The organism is Microbispora sp. GKU 823, from assembly GCF_002027145.1.
GTDB classification, from domain to species: Bacteria; Actinomycetota; Actinomycetes; order Streptosporangiales; family Streptosporangiaceae; genus Microbispora; species Microbispora siamensis.
Map to the genome: position 1 here is coordinate 49,095 of NZ_MWJN01000007.1, position 20,489 is coordinate 69,583.

At 73.5% G+C, this 20,489-nt stretch carries 22 protein-coding genes and 3 pseudogenes; 15 read left to right on the forward strand and 10 right to left on the reverse strand.

Annotation, left to right across the window (positions count from 1 at the left end; genetic code table 11):
* Positions 1 to 4 precede the first annotated feature (4 nt).
* Genes B1L11_RS44880 through B1L11_RS05915 form a run of 3 tightly spaced genes read left to right on the forward strand, consistent with a single transcriptional unit; the run spans position 5 to position 1,263 of the window.
* Positions 5 to 187, forward strand: coding sequence for an SRPBCC domain-containing protein (locus tag B1L11_RS44880; protein WP_143737006.1), 183 nt, complete (start codon positions 5 to 7; stop codon positions 185 to 187).
* A complete protein-coding gene (locus B1L11_RS05910; protein WP_143737008.1) occupies positions 157 to 759 on the forward strand; it encodes an SRPBCC domain-containing protein in 603 nt (200 codons plus the stop codon). The genes B1L11_RS44880 and B1L11_RS05910 overlap by 31 nt, the downstream gene beginning before the upstream one ends.
* Positions 760 to 807: 48 nt before the next feature.
* The gene (locus tag B1L11_RS05915; RefSeq protein WP_143737010.1) at positions 808 to 1,263 is read left to right on the forward strand and encodes an SRPBCC domain-containing protein; all 456 of its coding nucleotides are present in this window, start codon (positions 808 to 810) and stop codon (positions 1,261 to 1,263) included.
* 77 nt (positions 1,264 to 1,340) lie between these two features.
* Here the strand turns inward: B1L11_RS05915 and B1L11_RS05920 are convergent, their stop codons facing one another.
* The 3 genes from B1L11_RS05920 to B1L11_RS05925 are packed head-to-tail and all read right to left on the reverse strand — an operon-like array spanning position 1,341 to position 3,503.
* Positions 1,341 to 2,114: a DUF429 domain-containing protein gene (locus B1L11_RS05920; protein ID WP_079313544.1), complete on the reverse strand. Its 774-nt coding sequence runs from the start codon at positions 2,112 to 2,114 to the stop codon at positions 1,341 to 1,343.
* 10 nt (positions 2,115 to 2,124) lie between these two features.
* Positions 2,125 to 2,358 carry a BBE domain-containing protein gene (locus B1L11_RS47930; protein WP_218670924.1) on the reverse strand — a complete coding sequence of 78 codons (234 nt, stop codon included), beginning with the start codon at positions 2,356 to 2,358 and terminating at the stop codon, positions 2,125 to 2,127.
* Positions 2,346 to 3,503, reverse strand: coding sequence for an FAD-binding oxidoreductase (locus tag B1L11_RS05925; RefSeq protein ID WP_218670925.1), 1,158 nt, complete (start codon positions 3,501 to 3,503; stop codon positions 2,346 to 2,348). The genes B1L11_RS47930 and B1L11_RS05925 overlap by 13 nt, the downstream gene beginning before the upstream one ends.
* Positions 3,504 to 3,661: 158 nt before the next feature.
* On the opposite strand from B1L11_RS05925, the pseudogene B1L11_RS54555 reads away from it, so the two are divergent.
* From B1L11_RS54555 to B1L11_RS05940, 3 genes and pseudogenes are all read left to right on the forward strand, one after another.
* Positions 3,662 to 4,075 (forward strand): annotated as a pseudogene (locus B1L11_RS54555) (GNAT family N-acetyltransferase); the annotation flags it as partial.
* Positions 4,076 to 4,190: 115 nt separating this feature from the next.
* Complete coding sequence (locus B1L11_RS05935) at positions 4,191 to 7,766, forward strand: BTAD domain-containing putative transcriptional regulator (protein ID WP_079313545.1); 3,576 nt, start codon at positions 4,191 to 4,193, stop codon at positions 7,764 to 7,766.
* Between the two features lie 115 nt (positions 7,767 to 7,881).
* Positions 7,882 to 9,027 carry a cation diffusion facilitator family transporter gene (locus tag B1L11_RS05940; protein WP_079313612.1) on the forward strand — a complete coding sequence of 382 codons (1,146 nt, stop codon included), beginning with the start codon at positions 7,882 to 7,884 and terminating at the stop codon, positions 9,025 to 9,027.
* A 23-nt stretch (positions 9,028 to 9,050) separates the two neighbouring features.
* On the opposite strand, the gene B1L11_RS47935 is transcribed toward B1L11_RS05940, so the two are convergent.
* From B1L11_RS47935 to B1L11_RS05950, 3 genes and pseudogenes are all read right to left on the reverse strand, one after another.
* Entirely contained in the window at positions 9,051 to 9,515 is a 465-nt protein-coding gene (locus tag B1L11_RS47935) for a hypothetical protein (protein WP_218670926.1), read from the reverse strand.
* 34 nt (positions 9,516 to 9,549) lie between these two features.
* Positions 9,550 to 9,891 (reverse strand): annotated as a pseudogene (locus tag B1L11_RS54560) (hypothetical protein); the annotation flags it as partial.
* Positions 9,892 to 9,985: 94 nt separating this feature from the next.
* Positions 9,986 to 10,495, reverse strand: coding sequence for a helix-turn-helix domain-containing protein (locus tag B1L11_RS05950; protein WP_218670927.1), 510 nt, complete (start codon positions 10,493 to 10,495; stop codon positions 9,986 to 9,988).
* A 94-nt stretch (positions 10,496 to 10,589) separates the two neighbouring features.
* On the opposite strand from B1L11_RS05950, the gene B1L11_RS05955 reads away from it, so the two are divergent.
* Complete coding sequence (locus B1L11_RS05955; protein ID WP_079313546.1) at positions 10,590 to 11,084, forward strand: tautomerase family protein; 495 nt, start codon at positions 10,590 to 10,592, stop codon at positions 11,082 to 11,084.
* 141 nt (positions 11,085 to 11,225) lie between these two features.
* Here the strand turns inward: B1L11_RS05955 and B1L11_RS05960 are convergent, their stop codons facing one another.
* From B1L11_RS05960 to B1L11_RS05970, 3 genes and pseudogenes are all read right to left on the reverse strand, one after another.
* Positions 11,226 to 12,032 carry an ABC transporter substrate-binding protein gene (locus B1L11_RS05960; RefSeq protein ID WP_179154996.1) on the reverse strand — a complete coding sequence of 269 codons (807 nt, stop codon included), beginning with the start codon at positions 12,030 to 12,032 and terminating at the stop codon, positions 11,226 to 11,228.
* A 22-nt stretch (positions 12,033 to 12,054) separates the two neighbouring features.
* A pseudogene (locus B1L11_RS54565) lies at positions 12,055 to 12,345 on the reverse strand (ABC transporter substrate-binding protein); the annotation flags it as partial.
* A gap of 41 nt (positions 12,346 to 12,386) precedes the next feature.
* Positions 12,387 to 13,157 (reverse strand): sporulation protein, encoded by a 771-nt coding sequence (locus tag B1L11_RS05970; RefSeq protein ID WP_239108220.1) that lies wholly within the window; start codon positions 13,155 to 13,157, stop codon positions 12,387 to 12,389.
* A 138-nt stretch (positions 13,158 to 13,295) separates the two neighbouring features.
* Between B1L11_RS05970 and B1L11_RS05975 the strand changes: the two genes are divergently transcribed.
* From B1L11_RS05975 to B1L11_RS05980, 3 genes are read left to right on the forward strand one after another with little or no spacing between them, the layout of a single operon-like run.
* The gene (locus B1L11_RS05975) at positions 13,296 to 13,619 is read left to right on the forward strand and encodes a YciI family protein (RefSeq protein WP_079313549.1); all 324 of its coding nucleotides are present in this window, start codon (positions 13,296 to 13,298) and stop codon (positions 13,617 to 13,619) included.
* Entirely contained in the window at positions 13,616 to 13,897 is a 282-nt protein-coding gene (locus tag B1L11_RS49880; protein WP_256862266.1) for a sigma factor, read from the forward strand. The genes B1L11_RS05975 and B1L11_RS49880 overlap by 4 nt, the downstream gene beginning before the upstream one ends.
* Positions 13,881 to 14,849 (forward strand): RNA polymerase sigma factor, encoded by a 969-nt coding sequence (locus B1L11_RS05980; protein WP_256862267.1) that lies wholly within the window; start codon positions 13,881 to 13,883, stop codon positions 14,847 to 14,849. Before B1L11_RS49880 ends, B1L11_RS05980 begins: the two co-directional genes overlap by 17 nt.
* Positions 14,850 to 14,954: 105 nt before the next feature.
* On the opposite strand, the gene B1L11_RS05985 is transcribed toward B1L11_RS05980, so the two are convergent.
* Positions 14,955 to 15,713 carry a hypothetical protein gene (locus B1L11_RS05985; protein WP_256862268.1) on the reverse strand — a complete coding sequence of 253 codons (759 nt, stop codon included), beginning with the start codon at positions 15,711 to 15,713 and terminating at the stop codon, positions 14,955 to 14,957.
* 145 nt (positions 15,714 to 15,858) lie between these two features.
* Here B1L11_RS05985 and B1L11_RS05990 point away from each other — a divergent pair, with 145 nt between their 5' ends.
* From B1L11_RS05990 to B1L11_RS06010, 5 genes are all read left to right on the forward strand, one after another.
* Positions 15,859 to 16,491 (forward strand): maleylpyruvate isomerase family mycothiol-dependent enzyme, encoded by a 633-nt coding sequence (locus tag B1L11_RS05990; RefSeq protein ID WP_079313550.1) that lies wholly within the window; start codon positions 15,859 to 15,861, stop codon positions 16,489 to 16,491.
* Positions 16,492 to 16,561: 70 nt separating this feature from the next.
* Positions 16,562 to 17,947, forward strand: coding sequence for an endo-1,4-beta-xylanase (locus B1L11_RS05995; protein ID WP_218670928.1), 1,386 nt, complete (start codon positions 16,562 to 16,564; stop codon positions 17,945 to 17,947).
* Between the two features lie 130 nt (positions 17,948 to 18,077).
* Positions 18,078 to 18,476 (forward strand): YciI family protein, encoded by a 399-nt coding sequence (locus tag B1L11_RS06000; protein ID WP_079313551.1) that lies wholly within the window; start codon positions 18,078 to 18,080, stop codon positions 18,474 to 18,476.
* Entirely contained in the window at positions 18,473 to 19,735 is a 1,263-nt protein-coding gene (locus tag B1L11_RS06005; protein ID WP_079313552.1) for an RNA polymerase sigma factor, read from the forward strand. Before B1L11_RS06000 ends, B1L11_RS06005 begins: the two co-directional genes overlap by 4 nt.
* Before the next feature lie 89 nt (positions 19,736 to 19,824).
* Entirely contained in the window at positions 19,825 to 20,460 is a 636-nt protein-coding gene (locus B1L11_RS06010; protein ID WP_079313553.1) for a LysE family translocator, read from the forward strand.
* The last annotated feature ends 29 nt before the right edge of the window (positions 20,461 to 20,489 follow it).

Sequence of the window (20,489 nt, forward strand, 5' to 3'; positions counted from 1 at the left end):
AGACGTGCCCCACGAGTTCGAACTGCACAAGGAAATCGAGCTGGACGCGACCCCCGAGCAGGTCTGGGAGGCGATCGCCACCGGCCCGGGGGTGGACTCCTGGTTCATGGGGCGCACCGAGATCGAGCCCGTCGAGGGCGCCGCGGCCGGTTCACCATGTTCGGCAGCAGCGAGGGCACCACCGTGACCGCGTACGAGCCCGGCAAGCGGTTCGCGTACCGCGGCGACGGCAACCCCGACGGCACGTTCATGGCGATGGAGTACCTCATCGAGGGACGCGACCACGGCAGCACGGTCCTGCGCCTGGTGCAGCACGGCTTCCTCGGCGACGACTGGGAGACCGAGTTCGAGGCGATGCGCGCCGACTGGGACATGTACCTGCACAAGCTCGCGCAGTACCTCACCTACTTCCGGGGACGCCCGGCCACCGTCGTGTCCGCCGTACGCCCCCAGGCGGCCGAGAACGAGCCGGCCTGGGCGGCGATCAAGGACGCGCTGGGCCTTGCGGGCACCGTCCGCGTTGGCGACACCGTACGGCTCACGGTGGACGGGCTGGCGCCGGAGGACGGGGTGGTCGACTACACCGGCTTCCCGACCTGCCTCGGCGTGCGGACCGCCGACGGGCTCTACCGGTTCATCCACTCCGGCCCGAAGCGGGGCAACGTGGTGGTCCTCGGACACCACGTCTTCGCGGAGGACGCCGACCAGGAGCAGGTCGAGGCCGCCTGGCGGTCCTGGCTCTCCCAGCTCTTCCCCTGACCCTCCCTCCGACGAGAACGCGCGTCCGAACTCCTGACCACGAAGGGCATGACGATGACGAACACCCCCGACCTCGAATACACCATCACCCGCGTCCTGGACGCTCCCCGCGAGACCGTCTTCGAGGCGTGGACCGAGCCGGAGCGCTTCAGCCAGTGGTTCGGCCCGCACGGCTTCACCACCCCGGTCTCGCTGATCACCATGGACCTGCGTCCCGGCGGGGAGTGGAGCGCGTGCCTCGTGTCGCCGGAGGGCGCGAAGGCCCCCCTCGGCGGGGTCTACCGGGAGATCGCGGCGCCCGAGCGGCTGGTGTTCACCACCGGCGACCCGGACAACCAGGAGGGCGCCGTGGCCTCGGTCGCGACCCTCACGCTCACCGACCTCGGGAACCGTACCGAGATGAGGTTCACCCAGGAGGGCTACAACACCGACGAGGCGCACGCCGAGGCCGCGAAGGCGGGCTGGCTCCAGTTCTTCGACCGGCTCGCCGAGCACCTCGCCTGAGGTCTCCCCGGCCGTACGCGGCGCCCCCGGGGGACGCGGCGTACGGCCAGGTCGTGCGGGCTCGGATGGCACGGCCGTCAGGCCCAGATGGCACAGGGGATGCCGTCGGAGAAGACCTCGGGAGGATCGGGCAGGGGCCGGGCCTCCCCGGACGCCACCCGCAGGGCCGTCCAGGCGGCGGCGCCCGCGTCGAGCACGTCGTCCACCCCCGCCGCCGCCCCCGCCCGGCCGAGGTCGCCCGCGAGCACGACGCCGGCCGCCGCCAGCAGTTCACGCCGCCGCTCGGCCCCCGCCCACGTCGTCTTCGGGTGCGGCAGGGGCGCCCCGGCGAGCCGGGCGAAGCTCAGCTCGGGGTGGATCTCGACGACCCGCCTGCCCGCCTCCCGCACCCAGCGCTCGACCTCCAGCAGCTTCTCCTTGAGCCCGAACGCCTGGCGGGAGACGCCCTCGCCGGTCAGGCGGCGGTTGACGGCCACGGCCGAGGCGTAGTCGTCCGCCTCCAGCGCGGCGCGCGCCGGGGTCATGAACACCGACCGCCACCGGGGGCCGAGCTCCGCGCGCGCCAGCACGTCGGCCCGGCGGCGGCCCCGGCCAGGAGGGCCGCCGGGGTGAGCGTCGGGGAGGCCGTCGGGCAGGCCGATCGGCATGTCCACCGCCACGACGGCGACCTCGCCGTCCGCGTCCGCCAGGGCGACCAGGTCCGCGACGCGAGGCGCGAAGTAGGCGCGGGCCGCACCCCCGTCCCCGGGGCCGGCGGGCGGGACCACCCCGATCCAGCCCGCCCTGCAGGCGTCGACGCCGAGCACACGAACACCGGGCACACGAACACCGGGCACACGAACATGGGTCATACGGCCATGCTCAGCCCTGGCGGGGGACGACGTGGCCGAAGCGGAACAGGTTCGCCGGGTCGTAGACCTCGCGCAGCTTCGCCAGCCGCCGCAGCGTCTCCTCCGGCCAGGCCCGGGAGATCTGCTCGGGGGCCAGGGCGCCGCCCTGGAAGTTGATCTGCGCGCCGCCGGTCGACCAGGGCGCGGCGGCCTCGATCACGGCCCGTACGGCGGCGGGGACGGCCGTGTCCATCAGCTCGGGCACCGGCGCGCCGATGGCCAGCAGCGTGAAGGCGGCGTCGCGCCCGCCCGACGGGCGTTCGGCTCCTTGGGCCGGCGGGCGAGCGCGCCGCCGAGCTGGCGGAGCTCGACCACGGCAAGCGGAACCGGCGCGGCCGGACCGGCGACCGCGAGCAGCGCCTCCACGGTCTCCGCGGTCAGCTCGCGCAGCAGCGCGCCCCGCTCCGCGACCGGCATGGGCTGGGTCGGGTCCTGGTGGATGGAGTCGATCGCCGCGTACGGCAGGGGCCCCACGGCGTCGAGCACCGGCTCGGCCACGGCCCGTATGGGGGTCAGCAGTGCCTCGGCCTCCTGCCCCTCCCCCACGTGGGCGACCCGCAGGTGCACGACGAACCTGCCGCTGAGCTGGGGCGGCAGCTCGGGCAGCGGGGGCAGGCGCAGCAGCGCGACCGAGGTGGTGGTGGTCTCCGGCAGCGTGCCGGTCCAGCTCCGGTAGGCGTGCAGGACCCGCCCGGCGTCCTCGGCCGCGTAGAACAGGCCGCCGCCGTACAGTCCGGTGAGCGGCAGCAGGTCCACGGTGATCGAGGTGACGACGCCGAAGCCGGCCTTGCCGCCGCGCAGCGCCCAGAACAGGTCGGGCTCGCGGACCGCGTCGGCGGTGCGGACCACGCCGTCCCCGGTGACGACGGTGAGCTCCCGCACGTGGTCGGCCGCGAACCCGAAGGTCCGCGCGATCGGGCCGATGCCGCCGCCGAGCGTGAAGCCGACCACGCCGACGCCGGTCGCCGAGCCGCACAGCGGAGCCAGGCCGTACGGCGCCGCGGCGGCGATGACCTCGCCCCACGTGCAGCCGGCCGCGATCGTGGCGGTGCGGGCGGAGGGGTCCACCACGACCTCACGCATCGCGCGGGTGCTGATCAGGACCGCGCCGTCGGCCGCCTGCACGGCGCCGTGGCCGGTCGACTGCACGGCCACGGGCAGCCCGTGCGCGGCGGCGAGCCGTACGGCCGCGGCCACGTCGCCGGCGTCCCGCGCCGCGACGATCACGGCGGGCCGGTGGCGCACGGCGAGGTTGAACCCGGCGGCCTCCTCCTCGAACCCGTCCTGTCCCGGAGCCAGGACCCGGCCGGCGACCTGTCCCCGCAGCGCGTCTTCGATGGTGCTGTGCATGTCCGTCCTTCTGATGTCGTCGTCTGTGACGGGGACAGTTGTCGCAGCCGGGTCTTGGTGTTCTCTTGGGCCTGCCGGGCCGGGATTCGGGGGGACGTTTGAAAGGGTTCCTAGAGACGTACTAGGAGTGTCCAAGGCAGCCTGCACACGCTGGGGCGATGTCGTCGCCGTCGAACAAGCGCCGGCCGCGGTACGCCGCGCCGTCCGGCACCCTGCTGCTGCGCGAGGTGCCGGCGCACACGGGCGCGCCGGGAGCCCGGATCATCGGCCCGGCTCTGGAACGCGTCCTGCGCGAGACTCCGGCCGCCCGGTGCCGCCTCTACGTGCTGACCGACCTCGCCCGGCCGGTCGCCGCCGCCCCGCTCGCCGCCGCGCTGCTGGAGACCGGGGCGCCCCGGCACGTCCCGCGGTGGGCCCTGCTGCACACGCTCGCCGTGGCCGTGCCGCACCACGGCCGTGGGCTGGGCCGCCGCCTGCTCGACGACCTGCTGATGGAGTTGCGAGCGGACGGCGTACGGGCCGTGTGGTTCCTCCCCGGGCCGGGGGACGACGCCCTGCGCAACCTGCTGGAGAACGCGGGTTTCAGGGACGGAACCGACCGCGGCCTCTCTCCGAGAACGAGCGGACATACGGGTATGATGAGCCAGAAATCCGGCCCTGGGCCGCCTGGCTCTTTCGGGAGTTGTGATGCGCACGAGCATCGACGGCGCGCGATTACCGGCGCCGCGCCCGGGCCTGGACGGCCGCCAGGGCCCCGCTCTGGACTTCCGCCTCCTCGGCACGCTGGAGGTCGCCGACGGCACGGGGACGATCCTCGATCTCGGGCCGCGCAAGCAGCGGGCCGTGCTGGCACTGCTGTTGCTGAACGCGCCTCACGTCGTGCCGCTCGACCAGCTCATCGACCGGCTGTGGCGGGACGAGCCGCCCTCCAGCGCCACGGGAACGCTCCAGGCGTACATCTCGCATCTGCGCAGGACGCTCGAACCCGGGCGCAGCCCGCGCTCCCCCGCCCGAGTCCTGCGTACGCGGGAGCCCGGCTACCTGCTGGACATCGAGCCGGACCAGGTCGACGCCGAGCGGTTCGGCCGGGCGGCCGAGGCCGCGCACGCCGCTCTGGCCGGAGGCCGTCCCGAGGAGGCCGAGCGGATCCTGGGCCCGGCGCTGGCGCTGTGGCGGGGCGAGCCGCTGGTCGACCTGGCCGACGAGCCGTTCGCCCGCTCCACCATCGCCCGCCTGGGCGAGACCCGCCTGCACGCGCTGACCGTACGCGCCGAGGCGCGGCTCGCGCTCGGGCGGGCGGCCGAGGTGACGGTCGAGGTCGAGCGCCTGCTCGAACAGGACCCCTACCGCGAGGGCCTGTGGGCGCTGCTCATGCGGGCCCTCTACCGGGAGCGCAGGCAGGCCGAGGCGCTGGCCGCCTACCAGCGGTGCCGCACGCTGCTCGGCGACGAACTGGGCCTCGACCCGAGTCCCGAACTGCGGCGGCTGGAGCAGGCCATCCTCGTCCAGGACGAGTCCCTGGCGGGGGTGTGGGCTCCCGTGGTCGCCGAGCCGCCGGAGCCGGGCCCGAGGACGGACACGGGGGAGAGCACCGAGGGCGGCCCGGCGGACGGGAAGGCCGGGAACGGGAACGCCGGGGACACGGCCGTGCCGGGACTGGTGGGGCGGGAGCCGCACCTGCGCCGGATCGCCGAGCGGCTCGACGACCTGCGCCGGGGCGTGGGCGGGGTGTTCCTGGTGAGCGGGGAGTCCGGCATCGGCAAGACCCGCCTCGCCGAGGCCGCCGCGAGCATGGCCGCCGAGCGCGGGGCCGCGGTGGCCTGGAGCAGGTGCGTCGAGGGCAGCGGCGCCCCCGCGTTCTGGCCCTGGATCCAGGCGCTCAACGCCCTGGGCGCGGACCAGGCACGGGAAACGGCCCAGGCTCGGGCGACGGACAGGGCTCCGGCGACCGGCGAGGCCGGGGAGGCGGGCGGCGACCTCGCCAGGCTCGCCCACCGCCTCTCGGACGGCGACCGTACGGACACGACCGACACGGCCGACCCCGACACCGCCCGGTTCCTGCTGCACGACAGCGTGGCGCGGGCGCTCATGCGGCGGGCCTCCACCGCCCCGGTGCTGGTCGTGATGGAGGACCTGCACTGGGCCGACGCCGCCTCGCTGAAGCTGCTCACCTTCCTCGGCGCCGACCTGCACCGCGTGCCGCTGCTGGTGCTCGCCACCGTACGGCCCGAGCCTGCGGTGGACAGGCAGGCGCTGACCGAGGCACTCGGCGAGCTGACCCGCCAGCGCGGCACCGAACGGCTGGCCGTCACACCGCTGACTCCTGAGCAGATCGCCGACTACCTGCGCGAAACGGGATGGGCCTGGCCGGAGTTCGCCTCGGCGCTGCACGACAGGACCGGCGGCAACCCGTTCTTCCTGGGCGAGCTGCTGCGCCTGCTGACCAGCACCCATCCCGACGGCCGGGTGAGCGTGGCGGACGTGCTCGCCCTGGCGGTGCCCGACGGCGTGCGCGACGTGATCAACCAGCGGGTGTCGCGGCTGCCGGAGGACTCCCAGACCCTGCTGCGGGCGGCCGCCGTGATCGGCAGGGACGTGGACGCCGACGTGCTGGAGACCGCCACCGGAGCCGGCGGCGCCCGGGTGATGATGCTGCTCGAACCGGCCGTCGCCATCGGGCTGCTGGTCGAGGTCGACGGCGGCTGGGACTACCGCTTCTCGCACGCACTGGTGCAGGAGGCGCTGTATTCCGGGCTCAGCCGCAGGCAGCGGGCCCAGCTCCACGGCCGGGTGGGCGAGGCCATCGAGACCCTGCGGTGGGGTGAGGCGGGGTCGCGCCTGCCCGCGCTGGCCCACCACTTCGGGCTGGCCGCCCGGGTCGGCTACGCGGACAAGGCCGTCTCGTACGCGATGGAGGCGGCCGGGCAGGCGACGGCCCGGCTCGCCTACGACGAGGCCGTCCTCTACTGGGAGCAGGCCCTCGACGCCTGCGCCGCCGGGCCCGCGGCCACCCGCTGCGCCCTGCTGATCGGCCTCGGCAAGGCCCGGCGGGTGACCGGCGACGTGGAGGGGGCGCGGAGCGCGCTGGACGAGGCCGTGACGCTCGCGACCGGAATCGGCGACGACGCCGCCGTCATCGAGGCGGCCACCGTCTTCGGCGGCGTCACCTTGTGGAACTGGCGCTCGTACGGCGTGGTGGACCACCGCATGGTGACCGTGCTGGAGGACCAGCTCTCCCGGCTCGGCCCGGACGCCGTGCGCACCCGCGCGGAGCTGCTCGGCACGCTCGGCGTCGAGCTGTACGAGGAGGGCCGCCGCCACGCCCTGGAGGCCGTGGAGCTGGCCCGGCGCACCGGCGACCCCCTGCTGCTGGCCCGCACGCTGAACAACTTCGTCATCGCGGCCTGGACTCCCGAGCACGAGGAGGAGCGCTACCGGGCGGCCGAGGAGATGCTGGGCCTCCCCGGCCTGCCCCGGGCCACCGAGATCGTCGCCCGCCTGCACCGCATGCCCAGGTTCATGAGGGCGGGCCTGCTCGCCGACTACGACGCGGAGCTGGCCCGCTGCCTGCGGCTCACCGCAGAAGTGCGGATGCCGGAGATCGAGACCCAGGTCGCGTACGCCGCGGCCGGACGGGCGGTGCTGGAGGGCGACTGGGCGGAGGCGAAGCGCCTCGCGGACCTCGGCACCGGGAGCTACCGCCGCACCAGCCTCTGGGGGCCGGACGTCCTGAAGCGGATCCACTCGTTCTTCGTGGAATGGGGTCAGGGCCGGGGCGGCGAACTCCTCGCCGAGCTCGTCGACACCGCGGCCGACGAGTCCAACCTGGTCGCGCGCCCCACAGCCGTGCTCGCGGCGATCGAGGCGGGGGACCGCGACCTGGCCCACCGGCTGATCGACCGCTGGGGAACCGTGGCACCGCAGGACTGGACGTGGCAGTTCGTCGTCTGGCAGTGGGGTCTGGTCGCCGCGCGGCTCGGCCGTCCCGACCCGCACGCCATGCTCGCGGAGCTGCGGCCCATCGCCCACGAGCTGGTGATCATGGGTACCGGCTGCGTCGCCTGGGGCCCGCTCCACGACGTGGTCGCCCGGCTCCTGCACCGGGTCGGCGACGTCCCGGCCGCCCTGGCACACGCGGAGGCCGGGCTGGACGCCCACCGGCGGCTCGGCCTGCCCCATCTCGTGAGCCGCAGCGAGGCCCTGCTGCGCGAGATCCGTGCGGCCGCGGGGAACCCCGGCCGCACCGGCGACGCGCCGGCCTGACACCGGGCGCGTCGCCGGAGTTCCGGAGGCGGGGCAGGTGCGGGGCGTTCGCAACTGCGCCGCGCCTGCTCTTGTCGAGATGCTGCGGCGGATTTTCCGCGGCATCGTGGGTGCCATGAGGCAGCGACAGGCCGCCCCCGGGCACGAACACGGGCACGGGCATGGGCACGGGCATGGGCACAGCCACGGGCACGGGCATGGGCGCGGCGCGGTGACGCTCCGCGCGCGGGTGGCGCATCTGCTGCGCCCGCACTCGCACGAGCCCGCCGACAAGGTCGACCCGGTGATGGAGTCGTCCGCCCGGGGGATGCGCGCGCTGTGGGTGTCGCTGGCCGGTCTCGGCGCGACCACGCTGATCCAGGCGGCGGTGGTGGCCCTGTCGGGGTCGGTGGCGCTGCTGGGCGACACCCTGCACAACGCGGCCGACGCGCTGACCGCCGTGCCGCTCGGGCTCGCGTTCCTGCTGGGCCGCCGCCCGCCCACCCGCCGCTACACCTACGGCTACGGACGGGCCGAGGACCTGGCCGGCGTGGTCATCGTCATGACGATCGCCGCCTCCTCGATCGCCGCGGCGTACGCCGCGATCGGGCGGCTCCTGGAGCCTCGGGAGGTCTCCCACCTGGGGGCCGTCGCGGCGGCGGCGCTCGTGGGCTTCGCCGGGAACGAGCTGGTCGCCCGCCACCGCATCCGCGTCGGGCGGGAGATCGGCTCGGCGGCCCTCGTCGCCGACGGGCTGCACGCCCGCACCGACGGCTTCACCTCACTGGCCGTGCTGGCCGGAGCCGGAGGGGCGGCCCTCGGCTGGACCTGGGCCGACCCCGTCGTCGGCCTGCTCATCACGGTCGCGATCCTGATGGTGCTGCGGCAGGCGGCGCGGGAGGTGTACCGGCGGCTGATGGACGCCGTCGACCCCGCTCTCGTGGACCGCGCCGAGGCGACCCTGCGGGGCACGCCCGGCGTGCTCGGCCTGGGCCAGGTGCGGCTGCGCTGGATCGGCCACCGGCTCAGGGCCGAGTGCGAGGTCGTCGTCGACCCGGCCGCCACGGTGGTGGAGGCGCATCGGGTCGCGGCCGAGGCCGAGCACAATCTGATCCACGCCATCCCCCGGCTGACGGCCGCCATCGTGCACGCCGACCCGCTGCCCCACGACGGCGTGGACCATCACGCCGTCCTCGACGGCCACCGGCACGACCGTCCCCCGGCCGACCGCTCCTCGCCCGACCGCTCCTCGGCCGCCCTCGCCCGGCACCGCGCCGGCTGACCGGAGCACGAGACGCCCGGCGTTCAGGGGCGCGGCATGGCCATCGCGTTGGGGAAGGGCACCCCTCCCCCGTCGATGATCCGGGTGACGAGCGGGCGCAGGAGGTGCGCGAGCCGGGCCACCCCTGCCTCGCCCAAAGCGTCCATCGGCGCCCGCGCAAGCCGTTCGGTGGCGGCCTCGACGGCGTCGCGCTCACGCAGGCCCTTCTCGGTCACGGCTCCCTCGCGGTCGAGGCCGCCGCGCTCACGCAGCCGGTCGGCCGCGGCCCGCCACTCCTCCTCGGTCCACCCTCGGTAGGCCCGCTGCTCAGGCGGCACGAGCCCGAGCGCCGAGGCGACGACGTTGGCCTCGCAGCCGTCCACCCCCGCGGTGACCAGGGCCGCCACGTGCCCGTCGCCGCGGAACTCGCGCAACGCGGTGAGCGCGTGCCACAGCGCCGCGAGCGGCTCGCCGGGCGGCGGCAGGGCGGCGTGCGCCGCGAACAGCACCCGCCCGGCCGCGGGGGCACGCCTCCACCGCGGCCCCGGCCAGGCCCGCCGCCTCCCGTACGTCCGGGTGATCGGCGAGATCGCCGAGCAGGCGGCGCAGGCACCGGCCGGCCACCTCCAGGCGCGCCGCCAGCACCTCCTCCGGCGGGCAGAACCGCCAGGCGTCGGGGATCGCACGGGCGACCATCGACGGGGCGAAGTTGTAGAACGCGGCGGTCACGACCTGCGGGGAGACCGGGCCGAGCGCGGCGGACCTGGACGCGAAATACCCCATCCAGAAGCCCCTGAGTCCCGCGGCGGCGTACGCCTCCTTCGCCTCGGGCGCGAAGTAGACCGGTGCGTGGCAGCACTCGACCAGCCGCCAGATCTCGTCCATGCCCGCCAGGCTAGTGCCGCAGCATCCAACGTTTGCCCCATGGCCCAGGCGTCGGCCCCACTGCTTGGATCATGCTTCTCGCGATATGAGCTGCTCAGTACGATCCTGGGATCTCAGGAGCTTTCCACGAAGCGCGCGCCCGGCCCGGGCGTGCGGCAGACGTCTTCCGGGGCGAGGTGGCTGTGCCCCGCAGCGCACTCGAGGACGACCTTGACCGGCTCGTCGCAGGAGCTCGCATCGTCGACGGGCCGTGCCGGACGATGACCGACGGGCCCTGCGGATCGGCGAGGTACGTGTCGCCCCATTCCAGGAGCGCCACGAGCGTGGGCCGCAACGCCCGGCCCTGCTCGGTGAGCTCGTAGGCGAAGCGCTGCCGATCCCCGGGATCCTGATAGGGCACGCGGCGCATCACTCCCGCGGTCACCAAGGTCTCGAGCCGAGTCGCCAGGAGATTTCTGGCGATCCCGAGGCGGGAGTGGAACTCTCCGAACCGGCGCGCGCCGTCCAGCGCTTCACGAACGATCAGCAGCGACCAGCGCTCCCCCACCACCGAGAGGGCGCGCGCCACCGAGCAGTTCACTGGGTCGATTCGCCGCGTCTCCATGGGACGAGTGTACCCATCTGGGTTTACAAGCTGTACTTAGCCCTCGTAGACTCCGGCCTGAGTTGAAAAACTAAACTCATAAAGGAGATCGACCATGCCCATGCTCGACGTGTACATTCCCGACGGCGCGCTCCAGCCGGACGCCGAGGCGGCCCTGCTGAACCGCATCACCGAGATCCTCGTCCGCAACGAGGGATTCGACCCCGCCGACCCGGTGAGCCGTTCCGTCTCCTGGCTCTGGCTGCACCGACCGGCCGGCATCTACGTCGGCGGAGAACCCGCGGACGCACCTCGCTACAAGGTCGTCCCGTCCGTCCCCGAGGGCCAGCTCGACGAGCAGAAGCGTGCGAGCGTCATCGCCGAGGTCACCGAGGCAATCCTCGACGCGGAGAACGGCGCCTGGCCGCGTGACGCCAGCCGGATCTGGGTATTCCCCACCGAGATCCCCGAGGGTCACTGGGGCGGCTGGGGCCAGATCAGGCCGCTCGCGACGATCCTCGCCCGACTCACCGGCGACACCAAACGGGCCCGTACGCTCGCGCGTGAGCGGATCGCTGCCACCCGAGCCGAACACGCCCGCCTGCCCTGATGAGCGGCGAACGAAGTGGGGATCGATGCGGCCGGTGACGCAGTCGTGAGGATCAGCATCCGAACGGCGCGTCACGTCACTACGGGGCAAAGGTTCTCTGATGCGGCACTAGATCACCGCGTACGGTGAACGATGGAAGGGTCAGGCGGGCCGCAGCGAGACCGGGTCGAGCCAGCCGAACGGCGTCAGCCTGGGCGCCGCGATCCTGCGCGAATACCCGGACGTGTCCCGGTAGAACCACAGCGGGATCGCCGGCATGTCCCGGACCAGCATCGCCTCGGCCCCGCGGTAGAGCCCGATCGCCTTGGCCCGCGACACCTCCCGGTCGGCCGCGCGCAGCAGCGCGTCGAACCGTGGGTTGCGGTACAGCCCGAAGTTGAACCCGTCGCCGGAGGCGAATGTGCCGAGCGCGTTCTGGATGTGGGGAAAGTCGAGCTGCCAGCCCATCCGGAACATCCCCTTGAGGGTGCCCCTGTAGGTCGCCCGCTGGAACTCGTCGAACGTCTTCACCGTCTTGGGGACGACCGTCACCTCGCCCTTGAAGACCGTGCCGACGCTCGCGGCGATCGCCTTGACCCACTCCTCGTACCCGACGCCGTCGGCGTTGTAGTAGAGCGGGATGCTCGCCGGTGTTCGCAAACCCTTCGCCTTCGCCCGGGCGAGGTACTTGCGCGCGAGGGCGGGGTCGTAGCGGCAGAACGCGCCGCAGGCGCCGGACTTCGCGCCCTCGGCGGTCGGCGGGACGAACGAGTCGGCCGGGACACGACTACCGCGGAAGACCTCGCGGGTGATCGTTTTACGGTCGATCGCCATCGAGACCGCCTTGCGGAGGTCGGCGTTCGTGCCCAGCCGGAGCGGGATGCCGATCTCCTGGACGGTGCCGACCACGGGCTTGATCACCCGGCCGTCGAGGTCCTCGGCGACATGCAGCGCCGCGACGGCCGGCACCTGGGAGAGGTAACGCGTAGGCGGCCTCGTCGCTCGAGTACGCCCGATAGGTGATCTTGCCCACCCGTGCCTTCGCCCGGCCCGCGTAGCCGTCGTACCGCTCCAGCTCCGTCTCGGTGCCGGGCGCCCACGTGACCACCCGGAACGGCCCGTTGCCGACCGGCTCGCGCCGGAACGACGCGGGGTTCTTGAGAACGGAGTCGGGCAGCGGCGAGAAGGCGACGTGGCCCAGTTTCTGGGTGAACGGCCCGAACGGCCGCTTCAGCTCGATCGTGAACGTGTGGTCGTCCACGACCTTGAGCCCGGACATCATGCGGGAGCCGAACCCCTTGATGTCCACTCTCCTGATCGAGGTCAGAACCAGCCGCGGTGCCGTGCCATCGCGGCGAGGCCGTCGCGCAGCGCCTGTTCCACCGTGCCGGGGTGGTCACCGTACCCGACCCGGAAGCGGTTGTAGACGTCGTGGCTGGAGGTGAGGAAGCCGCCTCGCTTGTCGGCCTCCAGGATCACGTCCATCGAGTGCGGTCCCGCGATGAACGTCAGCTCCAGCTCGCTGAAGTGGCGCCGCCACTCCGGACCGGCGTGATACTCGATCTCCTGGTAGAACGGCATGGTCGAGCCCCGGAGCGTGCCGCGCTCCAGGTCGGCCCGCTTGAAGTGGAAGCCCATGCGGACGAGCGCCCCCAGCAGATGGTCCTGCGCGGGCAGTGGGTTGACGTACAGCGGGTCGAGGTCGCCCTTGTCGAGCGCGCCCGCGAGCGCCAGCTCGGTGGCCACGCCGAGCCGCATGCCCGGCAGCGGGCGCCCGCCGACCGCGCTGACCGGCGTCTCCCACGGCACCGGGATCGCGAAGGGCAGCGCGCGGGCCTCCCCGGCGCGCAGGTCGAACGGCCCGGACACCGGGGCCCGCAGGAAGCTGTAGGTCGCGTGGTGTTCCTGGTCGCCGTGCTCGACCTCCACGACGGCGGTGAAGTCGACGGTGATCCCGTCCACCTTGTGGTCGGACGACCCGCCCCTGAAGCGGACCTCGCCGTGCAGGGTCTCCCCCGGACGCACGTGCGGGTCGCGCAGCACCGTGTCGACCTCGACGCCGGCCCCGAGCGCGGCCATCAGCTTCCGGAACACCGATCACTCCCTTGGTCGCGGGTCGTTCACCGCTGCCAACGACCCGTCCCCGCCGCCCGGTTCCCGTACAGGGGTGTCCATTCCGGCCGTCCCCGTTCGTCGTACAGACATGATGGGATACCGGTCCGAGGAGGACGCATGAAGTACGTGTTGCTGATCTGCGGCGACGAGTCGGCGGCGGAGCACGCCAACGACGGGTGCGACGGATGGTCGGAGGAGATGGCGGAACGCGGCGTGCTCCGGGGAGGCGCCGGGCTGCGCCCGCCGAGCGACGCCACCACGCTGCGGGTGCGCGAGGGCGAGGTGCTGCTGTCGGACGGGCCGTTCGCCGAGACCAAGGAGCAACTCGGCGGGTTCTGCCTGATCGAGTGCGCCGACCTGGACGAGGCCATCGAGATCGCCGCCGCCCATCCCGCCGCGGCGTACGGCACGATCGAGATCCGGCCGCTCATAGAGCTGTGACGCCGCCGGTCGAGGCCGCCGTCGACCGGGCCTTCCGCGAGGAGTGGGGGCAGGTCGTGGCCACCCTCATCCGCTGGACCGGCGACTGGGACCTGGCCGAGGAGTGCGCGCAGGACGCCTTCGCCCTGGCCCTGCGGACCTGGCGGCGCGACGGCGTGCCGCGCCGGCCCGGGGCGTGGCTGACCACGCCGCGCGCAACCGGGCCGTGGACGTGCTGCGCCGTGAGGCCACCGGCGCGCCAAACTACGGGAGGTGGCGGGCGTGCTCGAGACGGTTGACGACGGCGCCGGCGACGAGCCGGACGTGCCGGACGATAGGTTGCGGCTGATCTTCACCTGCTGCCATCCGGCGCTCGCGCTGGAGGCCAGGGTGGCGCTCACCCTGCGCACCCTCGCCGGGCTCGGCACGACCGAGATCGCGCGGGCGTTCCTGGTCGGCGAGCAGGCGATGGCCAAGCGGCTGGCCCGGGCCAAGCAGAAGATCAGGCACGCGGGCATCCCCTACCGCGTGCCGCCCGCCCACCTGCTGCCCGAGCGCCTCCCGGCGGTGCTCGCGGTGCTGTATCTGCTGTTCAACGAGGGCTACTCGGCGACGGCCGGCGCCGACCTCGTACGGCACGACCTCGCGGCCGAGGCGATCCGCCTGGCCCGGGTGCTGGTGCGGCTGATGCCGGACGAGCCCGAGGCGGCGGGCCTGCTCGCGCTGATGCTGCTGCACCACGCGCGCCGCGCCGCCCGCCTCGACGACGCCGGCGACCTGGTGGTGCTGGAGGACCAGGACCGCGGCCGGTGGGACGCCGGCCGGATCGCCGAGGGCGTGGCCCTGCTGGACGGCGCGCTGCGGCGGGGGCGGCCCGGTCCCTACCAGGTGCAGGCCGCCATCGCCGCCTGTCACGCCACCGCGGCCCGCCCCGAGGACACCGACTGGCCGCAGATCGCCGTGCTGTACGCGCGGCTCGCGCGGCTGGTCCCGTCGCCCGTTGTGGAGTTGAACCGCGCGGTGGCGGTCGGCATGGCGTACGGCCCGGCCGCGGGCCTGGCGCTGATCGACGGCCTGCGGGAGACGGGCGCCCTGGCCGGTTACCACCTGCTGCCCGCCGCCCGCGCCGACCTGCTGCGCCGCCTGGGCCGTACGGCCGAGGCCGCCGACGCCTACCGGGAGGCGGCCGGCCTGGCCACCACCGACGCCGAGCGCCGCTACCTCGCCCGCCGCCTCGCCGCCCTCGGCTGACGCTTCGCCGTCAGGCCCGGTAGCAGTCCGCCAGGACGGTGAACGCGGGCTTCGGTTCCCAGGGCAGGCCAGGATAGGCCGTGCCCGAACGGCCCTCCAGCACCTTCACCACGCCGCAACTGGCAGGGCGAGGTCGCCGCGCTCTCCCAGGTCGGCGGCGCCCCGGTGGGTGACGCACCCGAACTCGGTGACCGCCACCGGCTTGCCCAGTGCCCTCCCCTGCGCGACGAAGGCGCGGATGTCGTCCCGGTAGTGGGCCGCCGTGGCGGCCGACCGGTAGCCGGCGTCGGTGGCGATGACGTCGAAGGGCGTCCAGTCCACCTGTTCGAACGGGATCGAGCAGTAGCCGATCCGGCCGCCGAACCGCTCGCGGGCGACCGCGACCGCCTCGCGGAGGAAGGCGTTGACGCGGCCGGGCACCAGGGGCAGCACCTCCCGCAGGCTCTCCGGCCGGGCCAGCAGGGGGATCCGGTCCCCGAACGTCGCGCCGGGCAGGAACCCGTCGGTGAACAGGCTCACCTCCGAGCCGGTGACCAGCACGACCTCCGCACCCTCGCGGCGCAGCCGCTCGCCGTGCTCGGCGCAGCCGGCGATCACGGCGAGCAACTCGTCGGTGGTGATGTCGCAGGTGAACGGGCACAGCCAGACGTCCAGCCCGGCCGCGGCGGCGCGGGTGGCGGCGGCCTTGAGCCGTCCGGGGTCGCCGCCCGTGATCCGTACGGCGGTGCAGTGCAGGTCCTCACGGATGACGCGCATCTCCCGTTCGACCACGTCGAGGTCGAAGGGTTCCCGGGTGCTGCGCCCGGCGGCGCGGGCGGCCGCGTCCGCGAAGCCGGTGTCGAAGTTGATCCCCTTGCCGTTCATCTCCCGCTGTTCCCCCTATTCGGTCCTCGCGTGCCACGCACGATATGCGCGGCACGCACTGTGCGTACGCGCGCGGAGGGTGTCCATCCGGGACGCGCCCGTTCGTCGGAAGGGCGTACGGACGGACACACCGGAAAGGCGACGAATGGACACCGACATTCGGAAGCAGATCGCGGCGGAACGCCGCGAACTGGCGGACCTGCTGAGTGAGCTGCCGCCGCAGTCGTGGGAGGCGCCCTCGCTGTGCGCGGGGTGGCGGGTGCGGGAGGTGGTGGCCCACATGACGATGCCCTACCGGCACTCGGGGCTGAGCGTGCTGGCCGGCCTCGTCAGGGCCCGGGGCAACTTCGACCGGCTCGCCGACCGGCTCGCCCGCAGGGACGCGGCGGCGCTCGGCCCGCGAGAGCTGACCGCGTGCCTGCGGGACAACGCCGAGCACCCCTGGCGGCCGCCGGGCGGCGGCTACGCGGGCGCGCTGTCGCACGACGTGATCCACGGCATGGACATCACCGTGGCGCTCGGGATCGACCGGCGGATTCCCGGTGACCGGCTGCGCGTCCTGCTCGACAACGCGCTGTCCCCGCGGAGCCGCAAGTATTTCGGCGTCGACCTGGACGGCGTCGAACTGCGCGCCGACGACGTCGACTGGTCGCTCGGGACCGGCACCCCCTTGTCCGGCGCCGCGCAGGACCTGGTGCTGGTCCTGTGCGGCCGCCGGCTGCCCGAGGGACGGCTGCACGGCGAGCCCGCCGCCCGCTTCACCCACGTGATCCGCTGAACGCGCCACTTCGGCCGCTGATCGCACCGATGGAGAGGTCTGTGCCCGTTCGAGCGTCAAGAGCGTTAACGTGCTCGGGATCACCGACCTCTCCGGCCGGGGCGAGGAGGCTCCCGGAGGGGACTTCTCCGCTTTGCGCATCCCTGGAGGCCGCTCGATGTCGTCCCACCCTGCTTCCTGCTCCGGTGCCGTCGACCCCGACCCGCTGATCAGGAAGCACCGCACCGCCGGCGCCACGCTCACCGTGACCGCGAACGGCACGCCCCTCGCCGGTCAGGAGGTGGTCGTCGCGCAGCGCCGGCACAAGTTCCTGTTCGGCTGCATCGGGTTCGACTTCATCCCGCTGGCCAACGGCGAGACCGCGACGGACCCCGGCGGGCGGCGGTCGCTCGGCGAGGCCCCGGCTGCCGGGTCCCAGCAGGTCGCCGACCTGTGGTTCGACCTGTTCAACTTCGCCACGCTGCCCTTCTACTGGGGCCAGTTCGAGCCGGTCCGGGGCCGGCCGGACACCGAACGGCTGCTCACCACGGCGCGGTGGTTCGCCGACCGGGGCTGCGTCGTCAAGGGACACCCGCTCGCCTGGCACACCGAGACCGCCGATTGGCTGATGGACCTGTCGAACGCCGAGATCGCCAAGGCCCAGGTGGAGCGGATCCGGCGCGACATGACCGACTTCGCCGGCGTCATCGACATGTGGGACGTCATCAACGAGGTCGTGATCATGCCGATATTCGACAAGTACGACAACGGCATCACCCGGATCTGCCGGGAGATGGGCCGGATCCCGATGGTCCGGATGGTCTTCGACGCGGCCCGCGAGGCCAACCCCCACGCGACGCTGCTGCTCAACGACTTCGACATGTCCGCGGCGTACGAATGCCTGATCGAGGGCGTGCTCGAGGCGGGCATAAAGATCGACGTACTCGGCCTGCAGAGCCACATGCACCAGGGCTACTGGGGCGAGGAGAAGACGCTCGCCACGATCGACCGCTTCGCGCGGTACGGCCTGCCCATCCACTTCACCGAGACGACGATCGTCTCCGGCCACATCATGCCGGAGGAGATCGTCGACCTGAACGACTACCAGATCCCCGAGTGGCCGACCACGCCCGAGGGCGAGGCCCGCCAGGCCGACGAGGTCGTGCGCCACTACAAGACCCTGCTGTCCCACCCGGCCGTGGAGGCCATGACCTACTGGGGCCTGTCGGACGGCGGCTGGCTCGGCGCGCCGGGCGGCTTCGTCCGCGCCGACGGCACCCCCAAGCCGTCGTACGACGCGCTGCGCTCGCTCATCAAGGGCGAGTGGTGGCTGCCTCCGACGACGATGGTCACCGACGCGGACGGCCGCGTCCGCTTCGACGGCTTCCTCGGCGAGTACGAGATCACGGCCGGCGGCCGGACGGTCACGTTCACCCTGGACGAGCCCGGGGACGCCGAGGTGGCGGTGTCCCTCTGAGCCGTGCCCCTCTCAGACGGGCTGCGAGAAATTTTTGAGAATTCTCCGGCAGGATGTCGAGAAGCGGGGAGCCGGCTTCTACCCAGGGGTGAGCGCGCCCACGAAGGGCGGGCGACAGGAGGAGCAAGACATGAAGTACATGCTGCTGATGCAGTTCGGCCCGCAGAGCGGCATCGCCCCGATGGACGCCTGGTCGCCGGAGGACATCAAGGCGCACATCGAGTTCATGCACGACGTGAACCGCGGGCTCGTCGAGGCCGGCGAGTTCGTGGACGCCCAGGGGCTGGCGATGCCCGACCAGGCGCGGATCGTGCGGGCCGGCGAGGGCGGCGTCCCCGTCGTCACCGATGGCCCGTTCCCGGAGACCAAGGAGTTCCTGGTCGGCTACTGGATCGTCGACTGCGAGGGGCCGGAGCGTGCGTACGCGCTGGCGGCCCACATCTCGGCGGCGCCCGGCCTGAACGGCGAGCCGCTCAACATGCCGATCGAGGTGCGGCAGGTGATGGCGGCCCCGGCGCAGGAGCTGTGAACGCTTCGCACCCACACGTCGACGACCTGCTGCGCCCGCTGGCGCCGCAGGTCGTCGGCGTGCTCACCCGCAGGTTCGGCGACTTCGGCGCGGCCGAGGACGCGGTCCAGGAGGCGCTGCTCGACGCCCTCGCCCAGTGGCCGGCGGAGGGCGTGCCGGACAACCCGAAGGGCTGGCTCATCCAGGTCGCGTACCGGCGGATGATCGAGCAGGTGCGGGGCGAGCAGGCGCGCCGCCGCCGGGAGGAACTGGTGGCCGCCCGGGCTCCCGCCGACCACTGGACCTCCCCGGCGGCCGACCGGGTGCACGAGGCGGACGGGGACGACACGCTCGTCATGCTGTTCCTGAGCTGTCATCCCGCGCTGACGCCGGCGTCCGCCATCGCCCTGACCCTGCGGGCCGTCGGCGGGCTGACCACGGCCGAGATCGGCAAGGCCTTCATGGTGCCCGAGGCGACGATGGCGCAGCGGATCAGCCGGGCGAAGCAGCGCATCAGGGCGTCGGAGGTGCCGTTCCGCATGCCGGAGCCGGAGGAGCGCTCCGCGCGGCTCGCCTCCGTGCTGCACGTGCTCTACCTCATCTTCAACGAGGGCTATGCCGCCAGCGGCGGCCTCGGCCTGCACCGCGTCGAGCTGTCCCGCGAGGCGATCCGGCTGGCCAGGACGCTGCACCGCCTGCTGCGAGGTTTCCCGCACGACGACGGCGAGGCGGCCGGACTGCTCGCGCTGATGCTGCTGACCGACGCCCGGCGGCCCGCCAGGACCGGTCCGGGCGGCGTCCCCGTCCCGCTGGCGGAGCAGGACCGCGGCCTGTGGGACCGCGAGGCGATCGCCGAGGGCACCGCGCTGCTCACGGCCGCCCTGCGCCGGGGCGCCGCCGGGCCGTACCAGATCCAGGCGGCGATCGCGGCGGTGCACGACGAGGCGGCGACGGCCGAGGAGACCGACTGGCCGCAGATCCTCGCGTTGTACGGCCTGCTGGAGCGCATGTCGCCCAACCCGATGGTCTCCCTCAACCGCGCCGTCGCCGCCGCCATGGTGCACGGCCCCGCCACCGGGCTGGCCCTGCTCGAACCGCTGGCGGACGGGCCGCTTGCGGGGCACCACCGCCTGCACGCGGCGCGCGCGCACCTGCTGGAGATGGCCGGCGACCTCACGGCGGCCGTCGCGGACTACCGAGCGGCGGCCGGCCTCACGGCGAGCATCCCCGAGCGCGACCACCTCACCATGCGCGCCGCCCGCCTCGCCGCCTCCCTGTGACCGCCTCCCCGTGGCCCGCATCGTTATGAGCCGTCTCGGCACGTAAATCGCGGCGGCGCGCCGGTGCCCGGAACCGTGAGGATGGCGTCGTGGTCGACCTTTCCCTCTACCTGGCGTTCGTCGTCGCGGCGGCGGCCCTGTGCATCGCTCCGGGGCCCGACATGATGTTCATCGTGGCCATGGGCGGACGCGGCGGCCCGGCCACCGGCGTGCTCGCCGCCACGGGCGTGGCCTGCGGCGCCCTGGTGCACGCCCTGGCCGCGATGTCCGGGCTGTCCGCGCTGTTCGCCCACCTGCCGGTGCTGTACCACGTGCTGCGGTGGGCGGGCGCCGCCTATCTCGTGTATCTCGCGGTGAAGGCGTTCCGGGACCGCAGCACCGCCGCCGAGGACGAGGTGGCCCTGACCGGACCCGATCCGCGCCGTCTTCGTGCCTTCTGGCAGGGCATGGTCACGAACCTGCTCAACCCCAAGGTGATCCTGTTCAACATCGCGTTCCTGCCGCAGTTCGTGAACCCGGCCCTGGGCCATGTCGCCGTCCAGTTCCTGATCCTCGGGCTGACCCTGGTGCTGCTCGGCCTCGGCGTCGACGCGACCGTAGGCGCCCTCGCGGGACGGCTCGCGGCGCTGCTGCGGCGCAGCCGCCGGTTCGCGCGCGGCCTGAACGTCGTCAGCGGCTCCGTCTTCGCCGCCCTGGCCGTCCGGCTGGTGACCTCGCCGGAGTAGAGCCCGAGAACCGGTAGGAGTCGCGGTTC